A 21,247-nucleotide genomic window follows, 5' to 3' on the forward strand; every position below is an offset into this window, starting at 1 on the left:
CCATGCACATCGATCTTCCCGTCGTCTGGGCCGCGATCATCGGCCTCGGCGTATTCCTCTACGTGATGCTGGACGGCTTCGATCTCGGTATCGGGCTGCTGTTTCCGTTCTTCGACGCGAAGGCCGAGCGCCAGGTGATGCTCGACACCGTCGCGCCGGTGTGGGACGGCAACGAGACGTTCCTCGTGCTCGGCGGCGCGGGCCTCTACGGTGCGTTCCCGGTCGTGTATTCGACGCTGCTGCCGGCGAACTACCTGCCGCTGGTGCTGATGCTGGTCGGACTGATCTTCCGCGGCGCCGCGTTCGAGCTGCGCGCGAAAGCCACCCGCACGCAGCACATGTGGGATCTCGCATTCATCGGCGGCTCGGCGCTTGCGGCGTTCTGCCAGGGGATCGTGCTCGGTTCGCTGCTGCAAGGCATCAAGATCGTGAACAACCAGTTCGCGGGCGGGCCGTTCGACTGGCTGTCGCCGTTCAGCATGCTGTGCGGGATCGGCGTGCTCGTCACCTATGCGACGCTCGGCTGCGGCTGGCTGATCCTGAAGGTCGACGGCGAACTGCAGCGCAAGATGCGGTTGCTGATGAAGCCGCTCACGGGCGTGCTGCTCGCGGTGATGGGCGTGGTCAGCCTGTGGACCGTGATCGGGCTGCCGGCCGTCGCGCACCGCTGGTTCGGCAGCGGCAACCTCGGCTGGTTCCTGCCGGTGCCGATCCTCGTCGTCGCATGCGTGTGGGGCATCTTCCACTCGGTGAAGCGGGCGCACGAGGCCACGCCGTTCCTGCTGACGCTCGCGCTCGTGTTTCTCGGCTACACGGGGCTCGTGATCAGCATCTGGCCGAATATCGTGCCGCCGTCGCTGACGATCTGGGACGCGTCGTCGAGCCATTCGAGCCAGTTGTTCGCGCTCGTCGGCACCGTGATCGTGCTGCCGATCATTCTCGTGTACAACGCGATGCAGTACCGCGTGTTCCGCGGCAAGGTGCGCGAGGGCGATATCGGCTATCACTGAGCGGCAAGCAACGTGACGGGGCGCGGCGCGCGCGTATCATCACGCGCAGCGCGCTGCGTCCGGCCCGGCACCCGACCGAAAAGCGGCCCGCCACGCGCGGGCCGTTGCATATCGGGTGCGGGCGCAACGGGTTGCGTAATCCTTGGGCAGTCGAGAAAACATCATGATCGTCAGACCACGACAGAACTGGCTCCGGATGCTGTTCGTATGGAACGGCTCCGTGCTGCAATCGATCATTCCGCAGCTCGTGTTCATGGCGATCGTCAGCACGCTGGCGGTCTTCACGAACGGGCGCATCTTCGGCGAGAAGATTCCGCTCAACACCGCGCCGTTCACGCTGTTCGGGCTCGCGCTCGCGATCTTCCTCGGGTTTCGCAACAACGCGAGCTTCGAGCGCTTCAAGGAAGCGCGGCATCTGTGGGGCAACCTGCTGATCGCCGCGCGCGCCGTGACGTCGCAACTGCATCGCTACCTGCCCGACAGCGTGAGCGACGCCGAGCGCAACCGGCTCGCCGATCTGCTGATCGCGCTCGCGTATGCGTTGAAACATCAACTGCGTCATACCGATCCGACCGAAGACCTGCTGCGCATTCTCGGGGCGGAGCGCACGACCGCGCTCGGCGGCAAATGCTACAAGCCCGTTGCGATCCTCGACGAACTGCGTGGCGGCATCGTCCGTGCGCTGGGGCGCGCGCCCGGCGGCGACGCGACCTGCTGGATGTTCGAGACGCAGCTCGACGAGCTCGGCAAGTCGGTCGGTGGTTGCGAGCGCATCCTGTCGACGCCGATCCCGTTTTCGTACAGCGTGCTGCTCCATCGCACCGTGTACGCGTATTGCGTGCTGCTGCCGTTCGGGCTCGTCGATTCGACGGAGTTCTTCACGCCGCTGATCTGCGTGTTCATTTCCTACACGCTGATCGCGCTCGAAGCGATCGCGAACGAAGTGGCCGAGCCGTTCGGCCTCGCGCCGAATGCGCTCGCACTCGATGCGATGACGCGCACGATCGAGCGATCGATACTCGAACTCGGCGATCGGCCGATGCCCGAGGAATTCGTGCCGGCATCGACGTATCAGATCACGTAGCGGCATGGCCGGTAGTGTGGTCGTCGGTAAGGTTGCTCGGCCGGAGCGATGACGGGTGTGTAGACTCGTGCTCGTTCAATGGAGCCCACACCATGCACCTTCTCGATCACGTGTCGATCGGTGTTCCGGATATCGATCTGGCGCGCCGCTTCTACGATGCCGTCATGGCTGCGCTGGGCGCGACCAAGGTCTATGACCGGCCCGATGCGCTCGGCTATGGTGAGCGTTGCAGCGCGAATGATCCGGAGTCGACTTTTCTGGCGGTGTATCTGGATTCCGCCGAAGTCGGGACGAGCAAGCGGCACTGGTGTTTCAAGGCCGCATCCCGCGAGCAGGTACATGCGTTTTTCGAGGCCGGCCTGTCCGCGGGCGGCCAGCCCGACGGCGACCCTGGATTGCGGCCGCACTACCACGCCGACTACTACGCGGCTTTTGTGGTCGATCCGGCCGGCAACCGGATCGAGGCCGTGTGTCATGCGGCGGCGCCGGGGCGCGAGCGGCCGTGATGGCGTCGCTCAATCGAAATACGTCAATCCCATCGCCCCCTTCACCTCCGCGAGCGTTGCGCCCGCCACTTCCCGTGCATGCAGCGTGCCGCGCTTCAGGATCATCATCACTTCGGCCTTGTCGGCCTCGAACTCGCGGCGGCGCGCGCGAATCGGCTCGATCAGCGCCTGTAGCCGCTCGTTCAGCACGCGCTTGACGACGCTGTCGCCGAGGCCGCCGCGGCGATAGTGGGCCTTCAACTCGTCGACCTTCGCCACGTCCGGCTCGAACGCATCGAGGAACGTGAACACGACGTTGCCCTCGACCTGGCCCGGGTCGCTCACGCGCAGGTGGTTCGGATCCGTGTACATGTCCTTCACGGCTTGCGCGATCTCGTCCGGCGTCGAACCGAGCGTGATCGCGTTGCCGAGCGACTTGCTCATCTTCGCCTTGCCGTCGATGCCCGGCAGCCGCGTGACCGACGACAGCACGGCCTCGCACTCGACCAGCACCGGCTGATCGACGGTTGCATTGAAGCGACGTACGAGTTCGTTGGTCTGCTCGATCATCGGCAACTGATCGTCGCCGACCGGCACATGGGTCGCCTTGAATGCGGTGATGTCGGCCGCCTGGCTCACCGGGTAGGTCAGGAAGCCGGCCGGGATGTCGCGTTCGAACCCGCGCAGGCGGATCTCTTCCTTGATGGTCGGATTGCGTTCAAGGCGCGCGACCGTGACGAGGTTGAGCAGGTATTGCGACAGCTCGGCGAGTTCAGGCACCTGCGACTGCACGACGATCGTCGAGATCGCCGGATCGATGCCGACCGCGAGGTAGTCGAGCGCGACCTCGATCACGTTTTCGGTGACGCGCTGGCGGCGGCCCATGTTGTCGGTCAGCGCCTGCGTATCGGCGAGCAGCAGGAACTGCCGCGCTTCGTGCTGCATCTGCACGCGTGCGCGCAGCGAGCCGATGTAGTGGCCGAGATGCAGCGGGCCGGTCGTGCGGTCGCCGGTGAGGATGGTCGGGCGGGTGGGTTGCGTCATGGTCGTCGTGGGCTCCGGGTTGTCGAAGCCGCCAGCCAGGACGTCAGCGCAGAAACGCAAATGCCGCCATCGCTGGCGGCATCACGTTTGGGACATGCAAAAGGAAACGGGCCGCCTGGGTCAGGCGCGCCACCAGCAATGCACGATCGGCGAGGCGGGTTGGGTTTCCATCGAGCGAGTATAACGCAGGGCGTGATTGGCGGTGCGCGTCAGCGGATCACCGATTCCATCGCGAGGTAGGCGGTTTCGGCGGACGGCCACAGCAGGTACAGCAGGCCGGCCATCAGCAGCCACGCGCCGGCGCGGACGAGCGGCGTGCGGTCTTTGTCGCGTGGGGAATGGGTGAGCTGCTTCGATTTCTTCATGCTTGCAGGCGCGGGGTGCGCCACTCCAACGGTTACTGCAACGGGTCGCGCGGGGCGAGCCGGGGTGTTGCGGGGTTCTACGGGGATAAACACGTGGTGCGCCGTTTGATCGTGCAGTCGGCACGTGCGTCGGTTCGGCGCGCGACGATCCGGGGTGGATCGGTCATGGTGTGCGACCCGCATGCTATCAGGTTGGCTACCCGCCAACCGTAAAGGATTGTCGGGCGATGGCCGAGGCGGTATGCGTCGAGACGGGGCGACGTTTGCCGTCGATTGTCCGAAATAATTTAAAAAACCAATAAAATCAATGAGTTGATCGGGTGGGTGATTGACCAGTGGGGGCATCGCGCATTCATCGCGGCTTCTGGCACAGGAGAATCTACATCCACAGTAAACTGTTGATGACCGACGACAGTTTCTTCACGTTGGGCAGCGCCAATCTGAATTTGCGGGGCGTGGCAGTGGATGCCGGGACCAACGTGGGAACCAACGACCGTACGAAAAGCAGAAGATCTGCGCAAACGGGCGTCGAAGTTTCACACTGGAAACGCAGCGGATTGCAATCCGTCTTCGCTAACTCCGTGGGCCATGTCGAAGGCGTTCCGCAACTGGGTGAATTTGCTGCGGGCCAACGAGATCGTCCGAAAGAAGGGAGACGCGCCAGTTGGTTTCCCGCATCCGTTCCACGATGAGCGTGTGACAGACATTCGCTTATCCTGAGTAGGCCTCCTGAATCGTGCTAAATCAATTACGTTCGACTCCTGCCAACCGCATCGGCTTCGCCCGGTTAGTTTCTGCTTTCCTATTCCTTGCATGTGCTGCCTGCTCGACGAACGATTCTCTTCCTCGCAACATGTCGTTGACCGCCTTCAATCCGCATCGCACGGCGTTCGAGTGCAAACACGAGGCTGACGTGGCTCCCCCGCTCGATCCGGAGGCCGATCGCTGGAATCAGCAGGCAATGGCGCTGACTAGTTCGCTGTTGTGGCCGAACCAGCGCGATTACAAGGGCGCTGTCGATTTGTGGACGAGGGCGGCCGAGCGCAAGCACTGGAAAGCCATGTTGAATCTGGCGAATGCCTACGCCCAGGGGGAGGGCGTGGAACGTAGTTCAGAACAGGCCGTTCAGATCACCGAACAGGCGATGAAACTGGGTATTCCTGCAGCCTACGATCTGATGGGCACGTACCACATGAACGGGATGGGCGTTAAGCAGGATGCTAGCCGCGCTTATGCATTCTGGCAACTGGCCGCCGATATGGGCAGCCCAAGTGCGATGGCGTATCTGGGTGGCAAGATGGACGCGCTCTATGACGACCCGAAGGCGGGCTTCTGGGGTAACCGCAAGATTGCACTCCAGATGCTCGAATGTGCGGTCGCGCAGGGCAACGGACTTGCTGCATATGAGTTGGGAACGACGATTGTGGGTGATCGAGCCGAGTTGAGCGAGAACAACGAACGCGCACTCAGAACGCTGCATGCGGGTGTGAAATTCGGCAGTGCAGAGAGTGCGGGGTGGTTAAGTGCGTCGTTTGGCAAGGGGGACGCCCTAGTCGGCCATGTCAAGGATGAAGCCCGTGCCGAGCGCTACAGCGTCCTTGCCGATCGCCTCGAGCGCGACCCCGACCTGCGTCTGCCGAATCTGGACAAGGTCGTGCCGCTCCCACCCGCCAAGCTGCCCAGGTGGGACGGCAACAAGGAGACGTTGATCGACGCGGCGAAAGCGGTGGCGTCCGTGCCGGTGTCGCCGGTCAAACCCGCCGCGCCCCCCGTGTCGCTACGTACGGGCAGCGCGCATGTGCCCGATGACTATATGCTGGAGAAGCCGCAGGTCGGCGATCCGCCGGATCAGCATGCGCGCAGCTCGGTAACATGTTCGGCGGCGGCAGCGGTGTGCGCCTGGGCTTGAGAAACAAGCATTGAACCGAGAGAAGATCGAATACGGCGGCACTTGCTGCGAAAGTACCGTGTGACGACGCGGAACATCGCGAGGTCGCCACCCCCGCTGTGCCCGGATCCGAATCACATCCGATACGGGCGCAAATGTCTCCGCCGAATCGTGTGATGCGCGGCGGGCCATCCCCGACCGCCCCGGTTTCTGCCCGCCGATACCGGCAAAAAAGATCGTTTCGCGCACGTGTGCTGCCCGTCCGCTCGAACAGCGTGTAGTCCTGCCGATGCCCGCCGTCACGCGAGACCCGGACGTCGGCGACATCGGACTCCAGACACACGCCGCCCGCACGCGGTGCCGACCGACTTCACAGACCCGCCGCACGGTTCGTCCTTGCAGCGGGTCCTGCCGAAATTTCCGGCGGGCCGTCGCGCATCCTTTTCCCGGAGAACACCATGCGATATCCATTGCAGCCCGCCGACCGAGCCATCGTGACACGGCGTCCACCCGATCCCGCGTCGCACGTACCCGTGCCGCGAGCGAATCTCGAGGAGGTGTGAGCCATGAGCAACGAAGCACTCGACCCGCTGCTGCGGCAGTTCGCGGAGAAGCGCCTGGGCCGGCCTCTCGAGCCCGGCGAAGAAAAGGTGCTGCTGGAGGGGTTGCCGAGCCGGCACGCGAACCAGCCGGCGCCCGCCGCCGGCCCGGCCACACCGGCGAGCGCCGCTAATCGGCCATTGCCGCAGTTGAAAACCCGGCAAGAGGCACGCCAACAGGTCAAGCATTTCCTGCAGCTCAACCAGCAAAAGGCGTACGAGAAGATGCGCGGCATCCTGCAGACGATCGACACGCAGAACGAGACGACGCTCGGCATGCTGGCGTCGGAACAGCAGAAAGTATCGGGTGTACTCGACGCGCACGCGCAGGGCGACGACGCGCAGGCATCCGCCACAGCCGAGATCCAGGACAGCACCCGCGAGGCACTGACGATGATCGGGGAACAGCTGACGGGCATGATCCGGCAGGAAATCGAAACATGCTTCCGGCAATACGGCGATGCGCTCGCGGAACGGCTCGCCGAAGGGCTTGCCGAAAGGCTCGCCGAAGGGCTTGCCGAAAGGCTTGCCGAACGGCTCGCCGCCAGGCTCGACGCGATGGAGGACCGGTTGCGAAGCACCGGCGCCGGTCCGGCCGAGCCGTCCAAACCCACCACCGCCGTTCACGATACGCCCGGCCGAGCGTCCATGGAGTAGCACGCGGGTCATGCGGCCGAACGCGAAACCGGCCGGCCCCGATGTGCGACCTCTCAACTACGTGAACCAAGGAGCAACAAATGGCTGATACGTGTCAAGTGTGCCAGGTCAATCCCGCGATTACCGATGCGGTCACACAGGTCAACGTCAAGGTGGTCGCGGAAGCGCCGGCAATGGCGATGGGCTCGCTGTACCAGGCCCAGAGCCATTCGCTCAGCATCCTGTTCGAGAACGCGGTGCAGCAGCAGTCGCAGGCCGCGATCCAGTCGCAAACGTCGACGAACGTGGGGACGATGCAGCTCTACACGATCGGGCCGGAAAGCGCGGGCGCGGCCGCCACGGAAATCGGCGCGAACGGGATCATTTCGATTCTGGCCGACGTGATCGCGATCGGGAAGGCAGTGACCACGCCGTAAGGCGTCATCGCAGCGCCGTGGTTGAGGCGGCGGCTCGAGCGGCACACGCTGCCGATACCGCCGCCGAGCCGCGGATACGTAGCATGACCGCCAGCGCCCGACCAAGGCGCCGCGCGGTGTTCCGGAGCAAACGACGGAACGGGTAGAGCCGATTCGACGCGGTGCCCGTTCGCGAACCAGGAGAAATACGATGCCGAATGACGCAAACGACTCGAAAGACCCGAAGGACCCCTGCAAGACCTGTGCGGTCAACGCCGCGATCACCGACGCGGTCACGCAGACCAACGTCAAGGTGGTCGGCGAAGCGCCCGCGATGGCCACGGGCTCGCTGTACCAGGCCCAGAGCCATTCGCTCAGCGTGCTGTTCGAGAACGCCGTGCAGCAGCAGTCGCAGTCCGCGGTGCAACTGCCGACCTCGACGAACGTGGGCACGATGCAGTTGTACACGCTCGGGCCGGCGAGCGCCGGCGCCGCCGCGACGGAGATCGGCTCGAACGGCGTGCTGTCCGTACTGGCCGACGTGCTCGCGCTCGGCAAGGCGCTGACCTGACGCGTAACCCTGCGTCGACGCCGGGCGGCGGCCCCCGATCGCGGTGGCTGCCGCCCGGCCCCCGACGTCGTGTCGACGCCCGGGGCGGCGGCCACCGTGCCGCGCATCGACGGCGCCGACCGACCCACTCGTGCTTTCGTCATCATGACTGCGCCGCAGCGGCGCGCAACCCAGGAGCAACGACATGCCGGAACAGGTTTCCCCTGCGATGACCGATGCAGTCACGCAAGCCAACGTCAAGGTGGTGGGCGAAGCGCCCGCCGTGGCCTTGGGCACGCTCATGCAGTCGAACAGCCATGCGTCCGCGATCCTGCTTCACAACGCGGTGCAGATGCAGGCGAATCAGGCGGCGTCCAACCTCGCCGCCACGACCGTCGGCATCATGCAGCTCTATGCCGGCTCGCCGGTGGCGCAGGCCAGCGCGGCGCGCTCGTCGAACGACAACTTCGTATCGCAACTGGCCGCCGTCGCGCAGTTGATGAATGCCCTCGGCCACGGGCGCGGCTGACCTTCAGGCGCGCCGCGCAACCCGGCGCGCAACCTGCCCGCACGGCGCCGCCGCGTGACGCACGCGCTTGCCGGGGCGGGCGTCAATTGGCGTCGGCGATGGTCCGGAGCCGTTCCGGTTTCTCGATCGTCACGCCGTGTTCGTGCAGCCGGATCAGACCGTCGCGCTGCATCTTCCGCAGGCTGCTGTTCAGCCGCGGCCGGCTGACGTTGAGCATCGCGGCGAGGATGCTCTGGCTCTCCGGCAGCGGCACCTCGAGATCATTCCCTTGCATGCGGTTCAGCAGATGGCGCGCGAGCCGTGCTTCGAGCCGGTACAGGCACGCCGACTCGACGAAGTCGCTCAACTGGTGAATGTGCCGGCACAGCTGCTCGTGGATGCGCGCCATGAATTCCGCGTTGGCCTGCAGCGGCGCGAAGTGCTGGCGATGCAGCAGCGAAATGCGGCAGTCGGCGCTCAACTGGGCGGTGAAGCTGCGCCGGTGCGCGCGGATCAGCGTGTTTTCGCCGATGAGGTCGCCCGGTATCGAATGGCCGAGAATGATCTCGCGCCCGCCGGGTTCGTGCAGGGTCTTGTAGACGCGGCCCTGGCGCACGAACGCGACGAAATCCCCCGGATCGCCCTTGAAGAACAACAGGCGATTGCCGTGTTCGGGCCAGGGCGTGACGTGCCGCTCGACATGGGCGAGCAGGCTTTCCGGTAGATCGGTGAGTATCGGTATATTGCGCAGCGTTTGAGCGTCAGCAAGGGCAGGCATGTTTTCCGCGCGAGGTTGTTTGACGATACGGCCACCTAGCGAAAAACGCTGCCTTCGGCATTACGTGAAAAATGAATAATGAAAGTATTGAAATAATCGGCAGGCAGTCCGGACAGGGCGGCACTTCGGCGGCAGGCGCGCTTGATCGACCGACATGGAAAGCAGCATGCCGACGCACGGGCGCATCGCGGCGGTAGTCGTTCTTTTTCATCGCAATGCCGTTATTCGGTCAAGCCCGGCGGCGCATCTGAAACGACGGATCGGGCTATGCCGGTTAATTAAAATTTCTGTTCATAATAATCAAGAAAATTTACCGAAGCCGATTATCGTTTTATCGGTGTTACACGGGTAACAGCGCCATTCCCGGCATCGAATCGATTCTGTGTTTTCCATATAAAAGGAAGACACGGGATGACAACCTCGAACCAGCACGCTGCCACGACGCCCGAGTCTTCGGCGCAGCAGCTCGACCGTACGTGGCGGGAAATGCAGGGGAAGCTGCGGCGCCGCGCGCGCATGTTGTGCAAGGGTGATATTCACCGTGCCGACGAACTGCTTTCCGATACCGCACTCAAGGTCCACATCTACCTGCAGCGCTCGCCCGAGCGCGTTCGGAACCTCGCAGGCTTTCTCTTTCTGGCGCTGAATCACGCGTTCCTCGATGGCGCGCGCCGCCGTCTGCGCGAAAGCGGCATGCTCGAATTCGACCCGGCCTGGGACGACGATCACGCCGTCGAGCTGGCCGGCCACGCGCCGTCGGTGGAGCAGCAACTGCTGCTTCGGCAACAGTTGCTCCGCCTCGAGCAGGCGCTGTCCATGCTGCCCCCGCAGCAGCAAATGCTGTTCACGCTGAAGTTCGAGGAGGACCGGCCCTATCTGCACATCGCCGCGACGCTCGGGATCAACGAGCCGCTTGCCAGAAAACGCGTCGAGCTGCTGCGCAAGAAATTGCGCGAGGAACTCGCGTGAGCGCGTTCACGAATGCCGGCAGCAAGCGTTCCTAACGGCATGCGCGGCGTCGATGGCCTGCCGGCCCGCCCGTTCCTTCAATCGCATGCCGGAGCCGAGATCCGAGGAGGCCTCGTGGCAGACAAAGTCAATGAGCAGATTACCGACGCGCTGACGCAGACCAACGTCAACGTCGTCGCGGGATCGCCGGCCCAGGCGCTGGGCATGCTTTACCAGATGTTCAGCCAGGCCGTCGGCATCTCGGCGCAGAACATGACACAGCAGCAGGCGGCGCTGAACCAGATTTCGAACGCCGTCGTGTCGAAGGCGGTGTCCATGATCCTGTCCGTCGAAGCGTCTCCGAAGCCGGCATCGGGCGGCGCGACGCCGCCCTTGGCGAGCGGGCCGCAGACGGGTTCCACGCATTAGGGCACGACGACTATCGGGATACCTGAATAATGAACATGAAAGATTCTTTGGGTGGACGCGGAGACGGCGCGACGCAAGCGCCGGATGACGCCGCGGACGCCGCAGCCGAAGCCATGACGCGGGCCGATGCCGCGCCGCACGCCGCAGTTGCGACAGCCGGCACGCGCGCATGGCCGGTCAGCCGGCTGCGCAGGTTCACCGAGACGCTGAAGGCGCCGGACCAGATCGCGGGTGCGACCGGGGCCGCCACCTCGGCGCTGCAGACCGTGCAGGCGATCAACGCGGAGGCCGCGTCCTACGCGACGACGCAGATCGCCGTCGGCCCGAACATGCTGATCACGCAGGCCGGCGGCATGGTCGCGCAGGCGGCGGCCAACTACTTCGAGGCGTCGACGTCGCTGGCGATCGCGGGCAAGAGCGTGCTGATGAAGGACCTCGCGCAGAAGACCATCGACGAGGACGTGAAAGGCATGGCGATGGATGCGGTGGGCCTGCTGTTGACGGACCTGTTCGTCGCGACCGCGGCGGTCGTCGCGGGCGCCGCGGAGGCGATCGAAGGGGAGGCCGCGAGCATCGCGCTCGACAGGATCGACGAGAGCCTGCAGAAGTATCAGGCGCTGCTGGACAAGAAGGGCACGTAGGGCGCGGCGTCGATGACGAACGTCGCCCGCAGTCATGCGCCGTGAACCGCGGGCGATCGACTGCCGCGCGTGCAGCGACACGGTATCGATCGACACGACCCGCCGGGCCGTCGGGCCCGATGCGGGATGTGAGCGGCGGGAGCGACGCACGTTTTTTGGCTGAACACGTCGCGGTCCGCTATTGGCAGTCCTGTCCAGTCATGTGAGGAACCCATGTCCTACATCATTCAGAACGTACACGGTCCCGCGCCGCTGGGGGTTGGCGAGCGCAAATGGGGCGATGCGACGGAAATCGATTTCGGCGCGATGACGAGCTGCATCGCGCTCGTCGAGCAGACACCGGGTCAGCCGACGCTGGTGCGCGGGGTCCATTTGTCGATCGTCAGCCCCGACGGCACGAAGGTCTGCGATTCGGCGGCGGATGTCGCCGGACAGGTCGAGACGATCATGCAGCAGAGCGGCGACATGCGTGCGTGCCTTGGGCGCATCGACCTCTGGCAGGCCAACGAATCGCAAGAGGTGCAGGATTTCTTCGTCGGATTGATGATGAGCCTCGACATGATCAACTGGGTGAGGGTGCCGGACGGCAACCTGCGGGTGCGGATCCACGGCGGCGTGATGGAGTATCAGAAGGGCACCGACGCCTGGGCCCGCGTGTAGCCGGCACGATCCGCGCAAACCGGCGCCCGCGATGCGCGCGGGCGCCGGCGACATACGGTTCGATGGCGCCGACCATCGACTCGATTGGGTCGAGGCATCCGTTTTTTCGGCACCGGTACGCAGGTGTCGGACTGTTCCCGACCGAGATGCCGCTTCGGATCGCGTGCATGTACTTCGCTAGCCAGCGGCCCCCGCCCCAGCTTTTTGCTCGTCAACACCAACAAAAAACCTCATTTCGCGCCACGCAGCCTGTCCGCAGAATGTCTCCATTCCCACTTACGCGACAACACGAGCGTCGCATGAGCCGCACTTCAGAAGGAGACAGCCGTGGCAGTCGAAACAACCTCAATCGATACGCTCGTCGTCGGCGCCGGGCAGGCCGGCGTGGCCATGAGCGAGCATCTGGGCAAGCTGGGCGTGCCCCATCTCGTGCTGGAGCGCGACCGTATCGCCGAACGCTGGCGCACGGGGCGCTGGGATTCGCTGGTCGCGAACGGCCCTGCGTGGCACGACCGTTTCCCGGGCCTCGAATTCGACGGTCTCGACCCCGACGCATTCGCATCGAAAGACCAGGTCGCGGACTACTTCGAAGCGTATGCGCGCAAATTCGACGCGCCGATCCGCACCGGGGTCGACGTGCGGAACGTGGTGCGCAACACGGGCAAGCCGGGCTTCGTCGTCGAGACGTCCGACGGCACGATCGAGGCGAACCGCGTGGTGGTCGCGACGGGGCCGTTCCAGCGCCCGGTGATTCCGCCGATCGCGCCGGACGACACGCGCCTCGTGCAGATTCACTCCGCCGACTATCGCAACCCGGCCCAGCTTCCGGCAGGCGCGGTGCTGGTGGTCGGCGCGGGTTCGTCGGGCGTGCAGATCGCCGACGAACTGCAGCGTGCGGGGCGGCAGGTCTACCTGTCGGTCGGGCCGCACGATCGGCCGCCGCGTGCGTATCGCGGCCGCGACTTCTGCTGGTGGCTCGGCGTGCTCGGCGAATGGGACAAGGAAGTCGCGACGCCCGGCCGCGAACACGTGACGATCGCGGTGAGCGGCGCGCGCGGCGGCCATACGGTCGATTTCCGCGCGCTCGCGAACCAGGGCGTGACGCTGGTCGGGCTGACGAAGTCGTTCGACGGCGGCGTGGCGGTGTTCGAACGCGATCTCGCGGCCAATCTCGCGCGCGGCGACGAGAACTACCTGTCGCTGCTCGACGCGGCCGACGCGTATGCGGCCCGCAACGGCCTCGACTTGCCGGAAGAGCCCGACGCACGGCGCATCCTGCCGAACCCCGACTGCGTCGCGCATCCGATTCTCTCGCTCGATCTCGCCGCTGCAGGCATCACGTCGATCGTCTGGGCCACGGGCTATGCGGTCGACTACGGCTGGCTGAACGTCGACGCGTTCGGGCCGAACGGCAAGCCGCAGCACCAGCGCGGCGTGTCGAAGGAGCCGGGCATCTATTTCCTCGGCTTGCCGTGGCTGTCGCGACGAGGCTCCAGCTTCATCTGGGGCGTGTGGCACGACGCGAAGCACATCGCCGATCACATCGTCACGCAGCGCAAGTACCTCGCATACCACGACGCGTCGCGGCACCGCGCGGCCGCCGCGCAAGCGGCACGGTCCGACGCACGCCCGCTCGCCGAAGCGACGAACTGACCACCTGACCGCCTGACCCATCCCGCCGCGCCGCGACTGCTTCCGGCGCGGCGGGCGACCCCACCGACACTCGAAGGATCTCGATGAGCCAGCCTACCCATACGCGTATCCGGATGTTCAACACGAAGGATACCTACCCGAACCAGACGCTCGACAACGACCTGTGCCAGGCCGTGCGGGCCGGCAACACCGTCTACGTGCGCGGTCAGGTCGGCACCGATTTCGACGGCAATCTGATCGGCCTCGGCGATCCGCGCGCGCAGGCCGAGCAGGCGATGAAGAACGTCAAGCAGTTGCTCGAGGAAGCCGGCAGCGACATCACGCATATCGTGAAGACGACGACCTACCTGATCGATCCGCGTTATCGCGAACCCGTGTACCGGGAAGTCGGCAAGTGGCTGAAGGGCGTCTATCCGATCTCGACGGGGCTCGTCGTCTCCGCGCTCGGCCAGCCGCAGTGGCTGATGGAGATCGACGTGATCGCGGTGATCCCCGACAACTGGCAGCCGAACCGCGCATAGGAGGCGACATGACTTTCTCCATCGTCGGGCGCTGCCCGGAGACGGGCCAGCTCGGGATCGCGATCAGCTCGTCGAGCATCGCGGTGGGCGCGCGCTGCCCGTGGATGCGCGCGGGCGTCGGCGCTGTCGCGACGCAGAACATCACGCTGCCGGCGCTTGGGCCTCAAACCCTCGACCTGATCGAACACGAGCAGCTTTCGCCTGCCGCGGCGCTCGACCGCGCGTTGAGCGCGAACGGCTGGAGCCAGTACAGGCAGGTCACGGCGATCGACGCGCAGGGGCAGACGGCATGCTTCACCGGCAAGGAGGCGCTCGGCACGCATCACGCGGTGCAGGGCGAACAATGCGTGGCGGCCGGCAATCTGCTGGCCGCGCAAGCCGTGATCGACGCGATGGTGCGGGCCTTCGAACAGGCGTCCGGCCTGCTCGCCGATCGGCTGATGGCCGCGATGCACGCGGCGATGGCGGCCGGCGGCGAGGCCGGCCCAGTGCATTCGGCCGCGTTGAAGGTGGCCGGTGACGTGACCTGGCCGATCGTCGACCTGCGCGTCGACTGGGCCGATGCCGATCCGATCGGGCAGCTCGATGCGTTGTGGCGCGCATATCGGCCGCAGATGCAGGACTACCAGACGCGCGCGCTGAACCCGACCGCCGCGCCGAGCTACGGAGTGCCGGGCGATGAGTGATCCGTCGAGCCGGGCGCTGCTCGAACGGCTGATCGGCTTCGCGACGGTCAGCCGCGATTCGAACCTCGAGATGATCGCCTTCATCCGCGACACGCTCGCGTGTTTCGGTGTGGAAAGCGAACTGTTCTACAACGCGGAACGCACGAAGGCGAGCCTGTATGCGACGATCGGCCCGCGCGATCGCGGCGGCGTCGCGCTGTCGGGGCATACCGACGTGGTGCCGGTCGACGGGCAGGCGTGGACGGTCGAGCCGTTCCGGCTGACCGAGCGCGACGGCCGGCTGTACGGCCGCGGCACCGCCGACATGAAGGGCTTCATCGCGTCGGTGCTCGCGGCCGTTCCGGCGTTCGTCGCGCGGCCGCTGAGCCTGCCCGTGCATCTCGCGTTCTCGTACGACGAGGAAGTCGGTTGTCTCGGTGTGCGGCCGATGCTCGAACATCTGGCCGCGCGCGAACATCGTCCGCGGCTGTGCCTGATCGGCGAGCCGACCGAACTGAAGCCGGTGCTCGGTCACAAGGGCAAGCTCGCGATGCGCTGCCACGTGAAGGGCGCCGCATGCCACTCGGCTTACGCGCCGTCGGGCGTCAACGCGATCGACTATGCGGCGAAGCTGATCGGCCGGCTCGGCGAGATCGGCGCGGCGCTCGCGCGGCCGGAACGGCACGACGGCCGCTTCGATCCGCCGTTCTCGACCGTGCAGACGGGGCTGATCAAGGGCGGCCGCGCGCTGAACATCGTGCCGGCTGAATGCGAGTTCGATTTCGAGGTGCGTGCGCTGCCGGATTTCGATGCGCACGACGTGCCGAGGACGCTGCGGGACTATGCGGAATCCGAACTGTTGCCGAGAATGCGCGCGGTGCAGCCCGATACCGATATTCAGTTGCAGCCGCTCGGCGCGTATCCGGGGCTGGCGACCGCGCCGGACAGCGAGGCCGCGCGCCTGCTCGCGCTGCTGAGCGGCTCCGACGCGTTCGGCACGGTGGCGTTCGGCACCGAGGGCGGGCTGTTCGGGCAGGCCGGCATTCCGACCGTGGTGTGCGGGCCCGGCAGCATGGACCAGGGGCACAAGCCCGATGAGTTCGTCACGCTCGAACAACTGCATGGATGCGACGCGATGCTGGGCCGTCTGGTCGCGTATCTCTCGCTCGCCGCCTGAACGGGCGGCCGGCACGCACGCGCTGCACCCGGCGGCGCGTGCGTTGTCCCGTTCCCGGTCGTCGACCTTGCCGCCGTTATCGAACCGATTGTGCCGATTGTGCCGATTGCGCCGATTGCGCCGATTGCGCCGATTGAGCGACGATCTGCGCGAGCCGCTCGCGGCAGAAATCGACGAACGACTGCGCCTGTTTCGTGAGCTGACCGCGCTTGAGCCGTGCGCTCACGAGCCCGGACGGGCTGACCGTTTCGCTGAGGCCGATCGTCACGACGCGCTGGCCGTCGTACGTATATTCGGAATGCGGGCGCGTGACGAGCAGCGAGAAGCCGAAGCCCCGGCCGACCATTCCACGCACCATCTCGATCGACGGCGAGCCGAACACGATGTTCGGCGTGAGCCCGAGCTCGTGAAACAGGCTGACGAAATACGTGCGGCTCGGCTGCACGTCGAGCAGGATCATCGGCTCGACGCACAGGTCGCGCAGCGACACGTGCGTCTGACCCGCGAACCGGTGGTTCTCCGGCAGCAGCACGTACGGCTGCTGTGGCGGCATCAGCGGCTCGGTTTCGATCGTGCCGTCGAGATCGTGGTCGTACATCAGCGCGAGATCGAACGTACCGGACGTCAGCCCCTGCACCAATTCCTGCTGGTCGCCGTCGCGCAGCCGGATGTTCACGCCCGGGTAGCGCTCGCGAAAACCCGCGATCAGTTGCGGCAGATAGAGCGGCGCGACCGTCTCGAAGCAGCCGATGTCGATCTGTCCGGTAATCACGTCGTTGTCGGCGAGCGCGTTCTGTTCGAACTCGTGCGCGATGCGCAGCAGTTCCTGCGCTTTCCGGTAAAAGCGCGTGCCGCTTGGCGTCAGCGACACGCCCTGCGCGTGGTGGCGAATGAACAGCTTGACGCCGAAGCTCTCTTCCAGCCCCTTGATCGCGCTCGAAATCGACGGCTGCGCGATGAAGAGCTGACGCGATGCCTCGGCGACGCTGCCGGATTCGACCGTCGTGATGAAGTATTTCAGTTGCCGCAAAGTGTAGTGAGCCACAAGCACCTCTGATGCCCGGCCCCGGCGTGCCGCCGCGGGCGCATGCTGTTGGTTTCGCGTAGCACCTTACCTGAAGTCGTTCGGCGCCGAAATTTCCGCTGCAGAGCTTTTTCGTATGTCGCGAAAATATTTTTAGTATTTTCCGGTCCCGATGGGCGTGGCGCACCATCGTCTCCAACCTGGATCGCGACGCGGCCGCGTGTAGCGCCGGCGGGACATGTCATCCGTCCCCGCTTGGCCGTGCACGCGGCGCCCGCGTATCCGGACCGATTGCCGGCGCGCACCCCGACGCGCGCCGGCGCACACGGCACGCGCGCATCGCCGCGCAGGACTGGAGACATCACCATGACGAACGCGCAACCCAATGCGTCCCCGATGATAGAGAAGCACACGATCGGCTATGTGCCGCCCGCGGAACGCCACGGCAAGGTGCGCGACCTGTTCACGCTCTGGTTCGGCGGCAACATCGCGCCGCTGCCGATCGTGACCGGCGCGCTCGGCGTGCAGATGTTCCATCTGAACCTGATGTGGGGCATCGTCGCGATCGTCGTCGGCCAGGCGGTCGGCGGCGTGCTGATGGCGCTGCATTCTGCGCAGGGGCCGCAGATGGGCATCCCGCAGATGATCCAGAGCCGCGCGCAGTTCGGCTCGTGGGGCGCACTGCTCGTCACGGTGATCGCGGCCGTGATGTACGTCGGCTTTTTCGCATCGAACATCGTGCTCGCGGGCAAGTCGGTGCACGGCATCGCGCAGTCGGTGCCGGTCCCCGTCGGCATCGTGATCGGCGCGGTGGGCTCCGGGCTGATCGGGATCGTCGGCTATCGGTTCATCCACATCCTGAACCGTATCGGCACGTGGGTGCTCGGCATCGGCATCGCCGTCGGCTTCTGGATGATCCTGTCGCACGTGAGCACCGCCGATTTCCTGACGCGCGGCGGCTTCGACTTCGCGGGCTGGCTCGCGACGGTGTCGCTGTCGGCGCTGTGGCAGATCGCGTTCGCGCCGTACGTGTCGGACTATTCGCGCTATCTGCCGGAAAACGTCGGCGTCGCGTCGACGTTCTGGGCAACCTATCTCGGCTGCACGATCGGCTCGACGCTCGCGTTCATCTTCGGCGCGGTCGCGGTGCTCGCGGTGCCGGCCGGCGCGGACACGATGGATGCGGTCAAGCAGGCGACCGGCCCGCTCGGTCCGCTGATGCTCGTGCTGTTCCTGCTGAGCGTGATCAGCCACAACGCGCTGAACCTGTACGGCGCGGTGCTCGCGGTGATCACGTCGGTGCAGACGTTCGCATACAAATGGATTCCGACCGCGAAGGCGCGCGCGGTGGTGTCGGTCGCGATCTTCGTCGCCTGCTGCTACGCGGCGATCGGCGCGTCGACGAACTTCGTCGGCAACCTCGTCGATCTGGTGCTCGCGCTGCTGGTCGTGCTGGTGCCGTGGACGGCGATCAACCTGATCGACTTCTACGTGATCCACAAGGGCAAGTACGACATCCAGTCGATCTTCATGGCGGACGGCGGGATCTACGGCCGCTTCAATCCGCAGGCGCTGCTCGCGTATGCGATCGGCATCGCCGTGCAGATTCCGTTCATGAACACGCCGATGTACGCGGGCCCGATTCCCGCCCATCTGGGCGGCGCGGACCTGTCGTGGCTCGTGGGCCTGCTGCTGACGTCGCCGTTGTACTACTGGCTCGCGACGCGCGACAGCGCGTATCGGCGCCGGCAGACGGGCGCGACGATGCCGCCGACGGCGGCGCGATAAAGGAGGGGCCGCCGCGCCGGTCGCGACGCGGCGGCAAGCGAAAGGAAGCGGGCAGGCGCGCGCCGGACTAAATGGCGTGCGCCTGCCGCGGCATCAGACGAGCGCCGAGCGCGCGACGCGCACCGGCACCGACTTGTACGACGGCGTGCCGCTTTCCTTGTCGATGTAGTCGAGCGGCACGAGCACGTTCGCTTCCGGGTAGTACGCGCCGACCGAGCCCGGCGCGATGTCGTACTCGATCGCGGTGATCTTCTCGAGGCGCAGCGTACGGCCCGATGCGGTGACCGTCTCGATGTCGACGAGGTCGCCGTGTTCGAGCCCGTACTTCACGAGATCGGACGCGTTCATGAACAGCACGTCGCGCCGGCCGAACACGCCGCGATAGCGATCGTCGAGCCCGTAGATCGTCGTGTTGTACTGGTCGTGGCTGCGCAGCGTGATCAGGCGCAGCACCTGTTCGGCGCCGAGCACGTCCGCGTCCTCCTTCACGCCCTTGTAGACCGAGAACATCGCCTTGCCGGTCGGCGTCGGCCACACGCGCTCGGTGGGCGGCAGCGGCAGGCGGAAGCCGCCCGGCGTGCGGATCCGCTCGTTGAACGCCTCGAAGCCGGCTACCGTCTTGTCGATCAGGTCGCGGATGCGGTCGTAGTCGGCGATCAGGTCGAGCCACGCGACCTTGCTGTTCGGCAGCGTCGCATGCGCGATGCCTGCCACGATCGCGGGCTCCGAGCGCAACTGGTCCGACGCGGGCTTGAGCTTGCCGGCCGACGCATGGACCATCGACATCGAATCCTCGACGGTGATCGACTGCCGGCCGGTGGCCTGCATGTCGAGCTCGGTGCGGCCAAGCACCGGCAGGATGAAGGTTTCCTTGCCGACCAGCAGGTGCGAACGGTTGAGCTTCGTGCCGAGATGCACGCTCAGGTCGAGCTTCGCCATTGCCGGGAACGACAGTTCGGGATCGGGCAGCGCGACCGCGAAGTTGCCGCCGAGGCACAGCAGCGCCTTCGCGGTGCCGTCGATCATCGCCTGCATGGCCTGCACCGCGTCGTGCCCGTGCCGCGCGGGCGGCGTGAAGCCGCACACGTCCTCGATCTTCTTCAGGAATTCGGCCGACGGCTTCTCGGTGATGCCGACCGTGCGGTTGCCTTGCACGTTCGAATGGCCGCGCAATGGGCACACGCCGGCGCCGGGCTTGCCGATGTTGCCGCGCATCAGCAACAGGTCGGCGATCAGGCGCACGGTGGCCGTGCCCTTGTTGTGCTGCGTGACGCCCATCCCGTACGTGACGATCGTCGCGTTCGACTTCGCATACGCGAGCGCGACCTGTTCGAGCTGCGCCTGGCTCAGGCCGCTCGCGCGTTCGATGTCGTCCCACGACGTGGCGTCGAGATCGGCCGAGAATGCATCGAAGCCGTTGGTGTGCTGCGCGATGAAGTCGCGGTCGAGCACGTCCCCGCGCTCGGCCTCGAGCTGCAGCAGCGCCTTCATGATGCCCTTCAGCGCGGCCGCGTCGCCGCCCGCGTCGACTTGATAGTACGTCGACGCGATTCGCGTCGAGCCGAACGACGCCATCTCGATCATGTCCTGCGGATCGGCGAAGCGTTCGAGCGCGCGTTCGCGCAGCGGGTTGAACACGATGATCGGCACGTTGCGGCGCGCGCACTCGTGCAGCGTGCCCATCATCCGCGGATGGTTCGTGCCGGGGTTGTGGCCGATCGAGATGATCAGCTCGCAATGGTCGAAATCCTCCAGCGACACGGTGCCCTTGCCGATGCCGATCGATTGCGGCAGGCCGACGCTGGTCGGTTCGTGGCACATGTTCGAGCAGTCGGGGAAGTTGTTGGTGCCGAGCTCGCGCGCGAACAGCTGGTACAGGTACGCGGCTTCGTTCGACGCACGGCCCGACGTGTAGAACTCGACCTGCTCGGGCGGCAGCGCGCGCAGCACTTTGCCGATGCGCGCGAATGCGTCGTCCCATTCGATCGCGCGGAACGTGTCGGTCGCGCGGTCGTAGACGAGCGGATGGGTGAGCCGGCCCATGTTCTCCAGTTCGTAGTCCGACATGCGCAGCAGCGACGACACGGTGTTCGCCGCGAAGAACCCGGGCGTCACGCGCTTGGTCGTCGCTTCCCACGTGACGGCCTTCGCGCCGTTCTCGCAGAACTGGAACGTCGACTTGTGTTCCTTGTCGGGCCAGGCACAGCCGGGACAGTCGAAGCCGTCGGGCTGGTTGGTCCGCATCAGCACGATCGGCGCCTCGATGGTTTCCATCTGCGTACGTACCGCATCGGCTGTCGCGCGAAGCGCGCCCCAACCGCCGGCGGGCCCGTCGTATTTCCTGATGCCTGGCACTTCGCGTCGATTTGTCATGTGAA

At 65.7% G+C, this 21,247-nt stretch carries 23 protein-coding genes; 18 read left to right on the forward strand and 5 right to left on the reverse strand.

Features of this window, described 5'->3' with window-relative positions:
- Positions 1 to 2: 2 nt before the first annotated feature.
- The 3 genes from cydB (at position 3) to C4B30_RS21590 (ending at position 2,600) form a co-directional block, all read left to right on the forward strand.
- Entirely contained in the window at positions 3 to 1,010 is a 1,008-nt protein-coding gene (gene cydB / locus C4B30_RS21580) for a cytochrome d ubiquinol oxidase subunit II (protein WP_027786074.1), read from the forward strand.
- A 163-nt stretch (positions 1,011 to 1,173) separates the two neighbouring features.
- Entirely contained in the window at positions 1,174 to 2,094 is a 921-nt protein-coding gene (locus C4B30_RS21585; protein ID WP_027786073.1) for a bestrophin family protein, read from the forward strand.
- Positions 2,095 to 2,186: 92 nt separating this feature from the next.
- Positions 2,187 to 2,600, forward strand: coding sequence for a VOC family protein (locus C4B30_RS21590; protein ID WP_027786072.1), 414 nt, complete (start codon positions 2,187 to 2,189; stop codon positions 2,598 to 2,600).
- A 9-nt stretch (positions 2,601 to 2,609) separates the two neighbouring features.
- Here the strand turns inward: C4B30_RS21590 and trpS are convergent, their stop codons facing one another.
- Both trpS and C4B30_RS35690 read right to left on the reverse strand, forming a co-directional pair.
- Entirely contained in the window at positions 2,610 to 3,623 is a 1,014-nt protein-coding gene (trpS, locus tag C4B30_RS21595) for a tryptophan--tRNA ligase (RefSeq protein ID WP_027786071.1), read from the reverse strand.
- 209 nt (positions 3,624 to 3,832) lie between these two features.
- On the reverse strand, positions 3,833 to 3,988 hold the full coding sequence (locus C4B30_RS35690; protein WP_175888595.1) for a hypothetical protein: 156 nt from the start codon (positions 3,986 to 3,988) through the stop codon (positions 3,833 to 3,835).
- A 401-nt stretch (positions 3,989 to 4,389) separates the two neighbouring features.
- On the opposite strand from C4B30_RS35690, the gene C4B30_RS21600 reads away from it, so the two are divergent.
- The 6 genes from C4B30_RS21600 (at position 4,390) to C4B30_RS21625 (ending at position 8,606) form a co-directional block, all read left to right on the forward strand.
- Positions 4,390 to 4,680, forward strand: coding sequence for a hypothetical protein (locus tag C4B30_RS21600; protein ID WP_227789570.1), 291 nt, complete (start codon positions 4,390 to 4,392; stop codon positions 4,678 to 4,680).
- Between the two features lie 161 nt (positions 4,681 to 4,841).
- Entirely contained in the window at positions 4,842 to 5,897 is a 1,056-nt protein-coding gene (locus C4B30_RS21605) for an SEL1-like repeat protein (protein WP_227789571.1), read from the forward strand.
- A 545-nt stretch (positions 5,898 to 6,442) separates the two neighbouring features.
- Entirely contained in the window at positions 6,443 to 7,132 is a 690-nt protein-coding gene (locus tag C4B30_RS21610) for a hypothetical protein (protein WP_027786070.1), read from the forward strand.
- An 80-nt stretch (positions 7,133 to 7,212) separates the two neighbouring features.
- Complete coding sequence (locus C4B30_RS21615; RefSeq protein ID WP_027786069.1) at positions 7,213 to 7,548, forward strand: RebB family R body protein; 336 nt, start codon at positions 7,213 to 7,215, stop codon at positions 7,546 to 7,548.
- Positions 7,549 to 7,738: 190 nt separating this feature from the next.
- Positions 7,739 to 8,098: a RebB family R body protein gene (locus C4B30_RS21620; RefSeq protein ID WP_034185504.1), complete on the forward strand. Its 360-nt coding sequence runs from the start codon at positions 7,739 to 7,741 to the stop codon at positions 8,096 to 8,098.
- Positions 8,099 to 8,282: 184 nt separating this feature from the next.
- Positions 8,283 to 8,606 (forward strand): RebB family R body protein, encoded by a 324-nt coding sequence (locus C4B30_RS21625; RefSeq protein WP_027786067.1) that lies wholly within the window; start codon positions 8,283 to 8,285, stop codon positions 8,604 to 8,606.
- A gap of 82 nt (positions 8,607 to 8,688) precedes the next feature.
- On the opposite strand, the gene C4B30_RS21630 is transcribed toward C4B30_RS21625, so the two are convergent.
- Positions 8,689 to 9,363: a Crp/Fnr family transcriptional regulator gene (locus tag C4B30_RS21630; RefSeq protein WP_027786066.1), complete on the reverse strand. Its 675-nt coding sequence runs from the start codon at positions 9,361 to 9,363 to the stop codon at positions 8,689 to 8,691.
- Positions 9,364 to 9,774: 411 nt separating this feature from the next.
- Between C4B30_RS21630 and C4B30_RS21635 the strand changes: the two genes are divergently transcribed.
- From C4B30_RS21635 to argE, 8 genes are all read left to right on the forward strand, one after another.
- Complete coding sequence (locus C4B30_RS21635) at positions 9,775 to 10,332, forward strand: RNA polymerase sigma factor (protein WP_027786065.1); 558 nt, start codon at positions 9,775 to 9,777, stop codon at positions 10,330 to 10,332.
- A gap of 12 nt (positions 10,333 to 10,344) precedes the next feature.
- Entirely contained in the window at positions 10,345 to 10,740 is a 396-nt protein-coding gene (locus C4B30_RS21640; protein WP_227789572.1) for a RebB family R body protein, read from the forward strand.
- A gap of 113 nt (positions 10,741 to 10,853) precedes the next feature.
- Positions 10,854 to 11,381 carry a hypothetical protein gene (locus C4B30_RS21645; RefSeq protein ID WP_227789573.1) on the forward strand — a complete coding sequence of 176 codons (528 nt, stop codon included), beginning with the start codon at positions 10,854 to 10,856 and terminating at the stop codon, positions 11,379 to 11,381.
- Between the two features lie 213 nt (positions 11,382 to 11,594).
- Positions 11,595 to 12,041 (forward strand): hypothetical protein, encoded by a 447-nt coding sequence (locus C4B30_RS21650; RefSeq protein ID WP_027786062.1) that lies wholly within the window; start codon positions 11,595 to 11,597, stop codon positions 12,039 to 12,041.
- 327 nt (positions 12,042 to 12,368) lie between these two features.
- On the forward strand, positions 12,369 to 13,694 hold the full coding sequence (locus C4B30_RS21655; RefSeq protein ID WP_027786061.1) for a flavin-containing monooxygenase: 1,326 nt from the start codon (positions 12,369 to 12,371) through the stop codon (positions 13,692 to 13,694).
- An 83-nt stretch (positions 13,695 to 13,777) separates the two neighbouring features.
- Positions 13,778 to 14,215: a RidA family protein gene (locus C4B30_RS21660; protein WP_027786060.1), complete on the forward strand. Its 438-nt coding sequence runs from the start codon at positions 13,778 to 13,780 to the stop codon at positions 14,213 to 14,215.
- A gap of 8 nt (positions 14,216 to 14,223) precedes the next feature.
- Positions 14,224 to 14,901 carry a DUF1028 domain-containing protein gene (locus C4B30_RS21665; RefSeq protein ID WP_027786059.1) on the forward strand — a complete coding sequence of 226 codons (678 nt, stop codon included), beginning with the start codon at positions 14,224 to 14,226 and terminating at the stop codon, positions 14,899 to 14,901.
- Positions 14,894 to 16,057, forward strand: coding sequence for an acetylornithine deacetylase (argE, locus tag C4B30_RS21670; protein WP_027786058.1), 1,164 nt, complete (start codon positions 14,894 to 14,896; stop codon positions 16,055 to 16,057). Before C4B30_RS21665 ends, argE begins: the two co-directional genes overlap by 8 nt.
- Before the next feature lie 76 nt (positions 16,058 to 16,133).
- On the opposite strand, the gene C4B30_RS21675 is transcribed toward argE, so the two are convergent.
- Positions 16,134 to 17,102, reverse strand: coding sequence for a LysR substrate-binding domain-containing protein (locus tag C4B30_RS21675; RefSeq protein WP_051421428.1), 969 nt, complete (start codon positions 17,100 to 17,102; stop codon positions 16,134 to 16,136).
- Positions 17,103 to 17,447: 345 nt separating this feature from the next.
- Here C4B30_RS21675 and C4B30_RS21680 point away from each other — a divergent pair, with 345 nt between their 5' ends.
- Positions 17,448 to 18,869: a purine-cytosine permease family protein gene (locus tag C4B30_RS21680; RefSeq protein WP_027786057.1), complete on the forward strand. Its 1,422-nt coding sequence runs from the start codon at positions 17,448 to 17,450 to the stop codon at positions 18,867 to 18,869.
- Between the two features lie 93 nt (positions 18,870 to 18,962).
- Here the strand turns inward: C4B30_RS21680 and C4B30_RS21685 are convergent, their stop codons facing one another.
- Complete coding sequence (locus C4B30_RS21685) at positions 18,963 to 21,242, reverse strand: FdhF/YdeP family oxidoreductase (RefSeq protein ID WP_027786056.1); 2,280 nt, start codon at positions 21,240 to 21,242, stop codon at positions 18,963 to 18,965.
- Between the last annotated feature and the right edge of the window lie 5 nt (positions 21,243 to 21,247).

The organism is Burkholderia sp. BE12 (assembly GCF_002959955.1).
In the GTDB taxonomy this organism is placed as follows: domain Bacteria; phylum Pseudomonadota; class Gammaproteobacteria; order Burkholderiales; family Burkholderiaceae; genus Burkholderia.

Bases quoted from the DNA above. Each gene is read 5' to 3' on its own strand.
- cydB (WP_027786074.1), top strand. From the start codon at position 3: ATGCACATCGATCTTCCCGTCGTCTGGGCCGCGATCATCGGCCTCGGC.
- C4B30_RS21585 (WP_027786073.1), top strand. From the start codon at position 1,174: ATGATCGTCAGACCACGACAGAACTGGCTCCGGATGCTGTTCGTATGG.
- C4B30_RS21590 (WP_027786072.1), top strand. From the start codon at position 2,187: ATGCACCTTCTCGATCACGTGTCGATCGGTGTTCCGGATATCGATCTG.
- trpS (WP_027786071.1), bottom strand. From the start codon at position 3,623: ATGACGCAACCCACCCGCCCGACCATCCTCACCGGCGACCGCACGACC.
- C4B30_RS35690 (WP_175888595.1), bottom strand. From the start codon at position 3,988: ATGAAGAAATCGAAGCAGCTCACCCATTCCCCACGCGACAAAGACCGC.
- C4B30_RS21600 (WP_227789570.1), top strand. From the start codon at position 4,390: ATGACCGACGACAGTTTCTTCACGTTGGGCAGCGCCAATCTGAATTTG.
- C4B30_RS21605 (WP_227789571.1), top strand. From the start codon at position 4,842: ATGTCGTTGACCGCCTTCAATCCGCATCGCACGGCGTTCGAGTGCAAA.
- C4B30_RS21610 (WP_027786070.1), top strand. From the start codon at position 6,443: ATGAGCAACGAAGCACTCGACCCGCTGCTGCGGCAGTTCGCGGAGAAG.
- C4B30_RS21615 (WP_027786069.1), top strand. From the start codon at position 7,213: ATGGCTGATACGTGTCAAGTGTGCCAGGTCAATCCCGCGATTACCGAT.
- C4B30_RS21620 (WP_034185504.1), top strand. From the start codon at position 7,739: ATGCCGAATGACGCAAACGACTCGAAAGACCCGAAGGACCCCTGCAAG.
- C4B30_RS21625 (WP_027786067.1), top strand. From the start codon at position 8,283: ATGCCGGAACAGGTTTCCCCTGCGATGACCGATGCAGTCACGCAAGCC.
- C4B30_RS21630 (WP_027786066.1), bottom strand. From the start codon at position 9,363: ATGCCTGCCCTTGCTGACGCTCAAACGCTGCGCAATATACCGATACTC.
- C4B30_RS21635 (WP_027786065.1), top strand. From the start codon at position 9,775: ATGACAACCTCGAACCAGCACGCTGCCACGACGCCCGAGTCTTCGGCG.
- C4B30_RS21640 (WP_227789572.1), top strand. From the start codon at position 10,345: ATGCCGGCAGCAAGCGTTCCTAACGGCATGCGCGGCGTCGATGGCCTG.
- C4B30_RS21645 (WP_227789573.1), top strand. From the start codon at position 10,854: ATGACGCGGGCCGATGCCGCGCCGCACGCCGCAGTTGCGACAGCCGGC.
- C4B30_RS21650 (WP_027786062.1), top strand. From the start codon at position 11,595: ATGTCCTACATCATTCAGAACGTACACGGTCCCGCGCCGCTGGGGGTT.
- C4B30_RS21660 (WP_027786060.1), top strand. From the start codon at position 13,778: ATGAGCCAGCCTACCCATACGCGTATCCGGATGTTCAACACGAAGGAT.
- C4B30_RS21665 (WP_027786059.1), top strand. From the start codon at position 14,224: ATGACTTTCTCCATCGTCGGGCGCTGCCCGGAGACGGGCCAGCTCGGG.
- argE (WP_027786058.1), top strand. From the start codon at position 14,894: ATGAGTGATCCGTCGAGCCGGGCGCTGCTCGAACGGCTGATCGGCTTC.
- C4B30_RS21680 (WP_027786057.1), top strand. From the start codon at position 17,448: ATGACGAACGCGCAACCCAATGCGTCCCCGATGATAGAGAAGCACACG.
- C4B30_RS21685 (WP_027786056.1), bottom strand. From the start codon at position 21,242: ATGACAAATCGACGCGAAGTGCCAGGCATCAGGAAATACGACGGGCCC.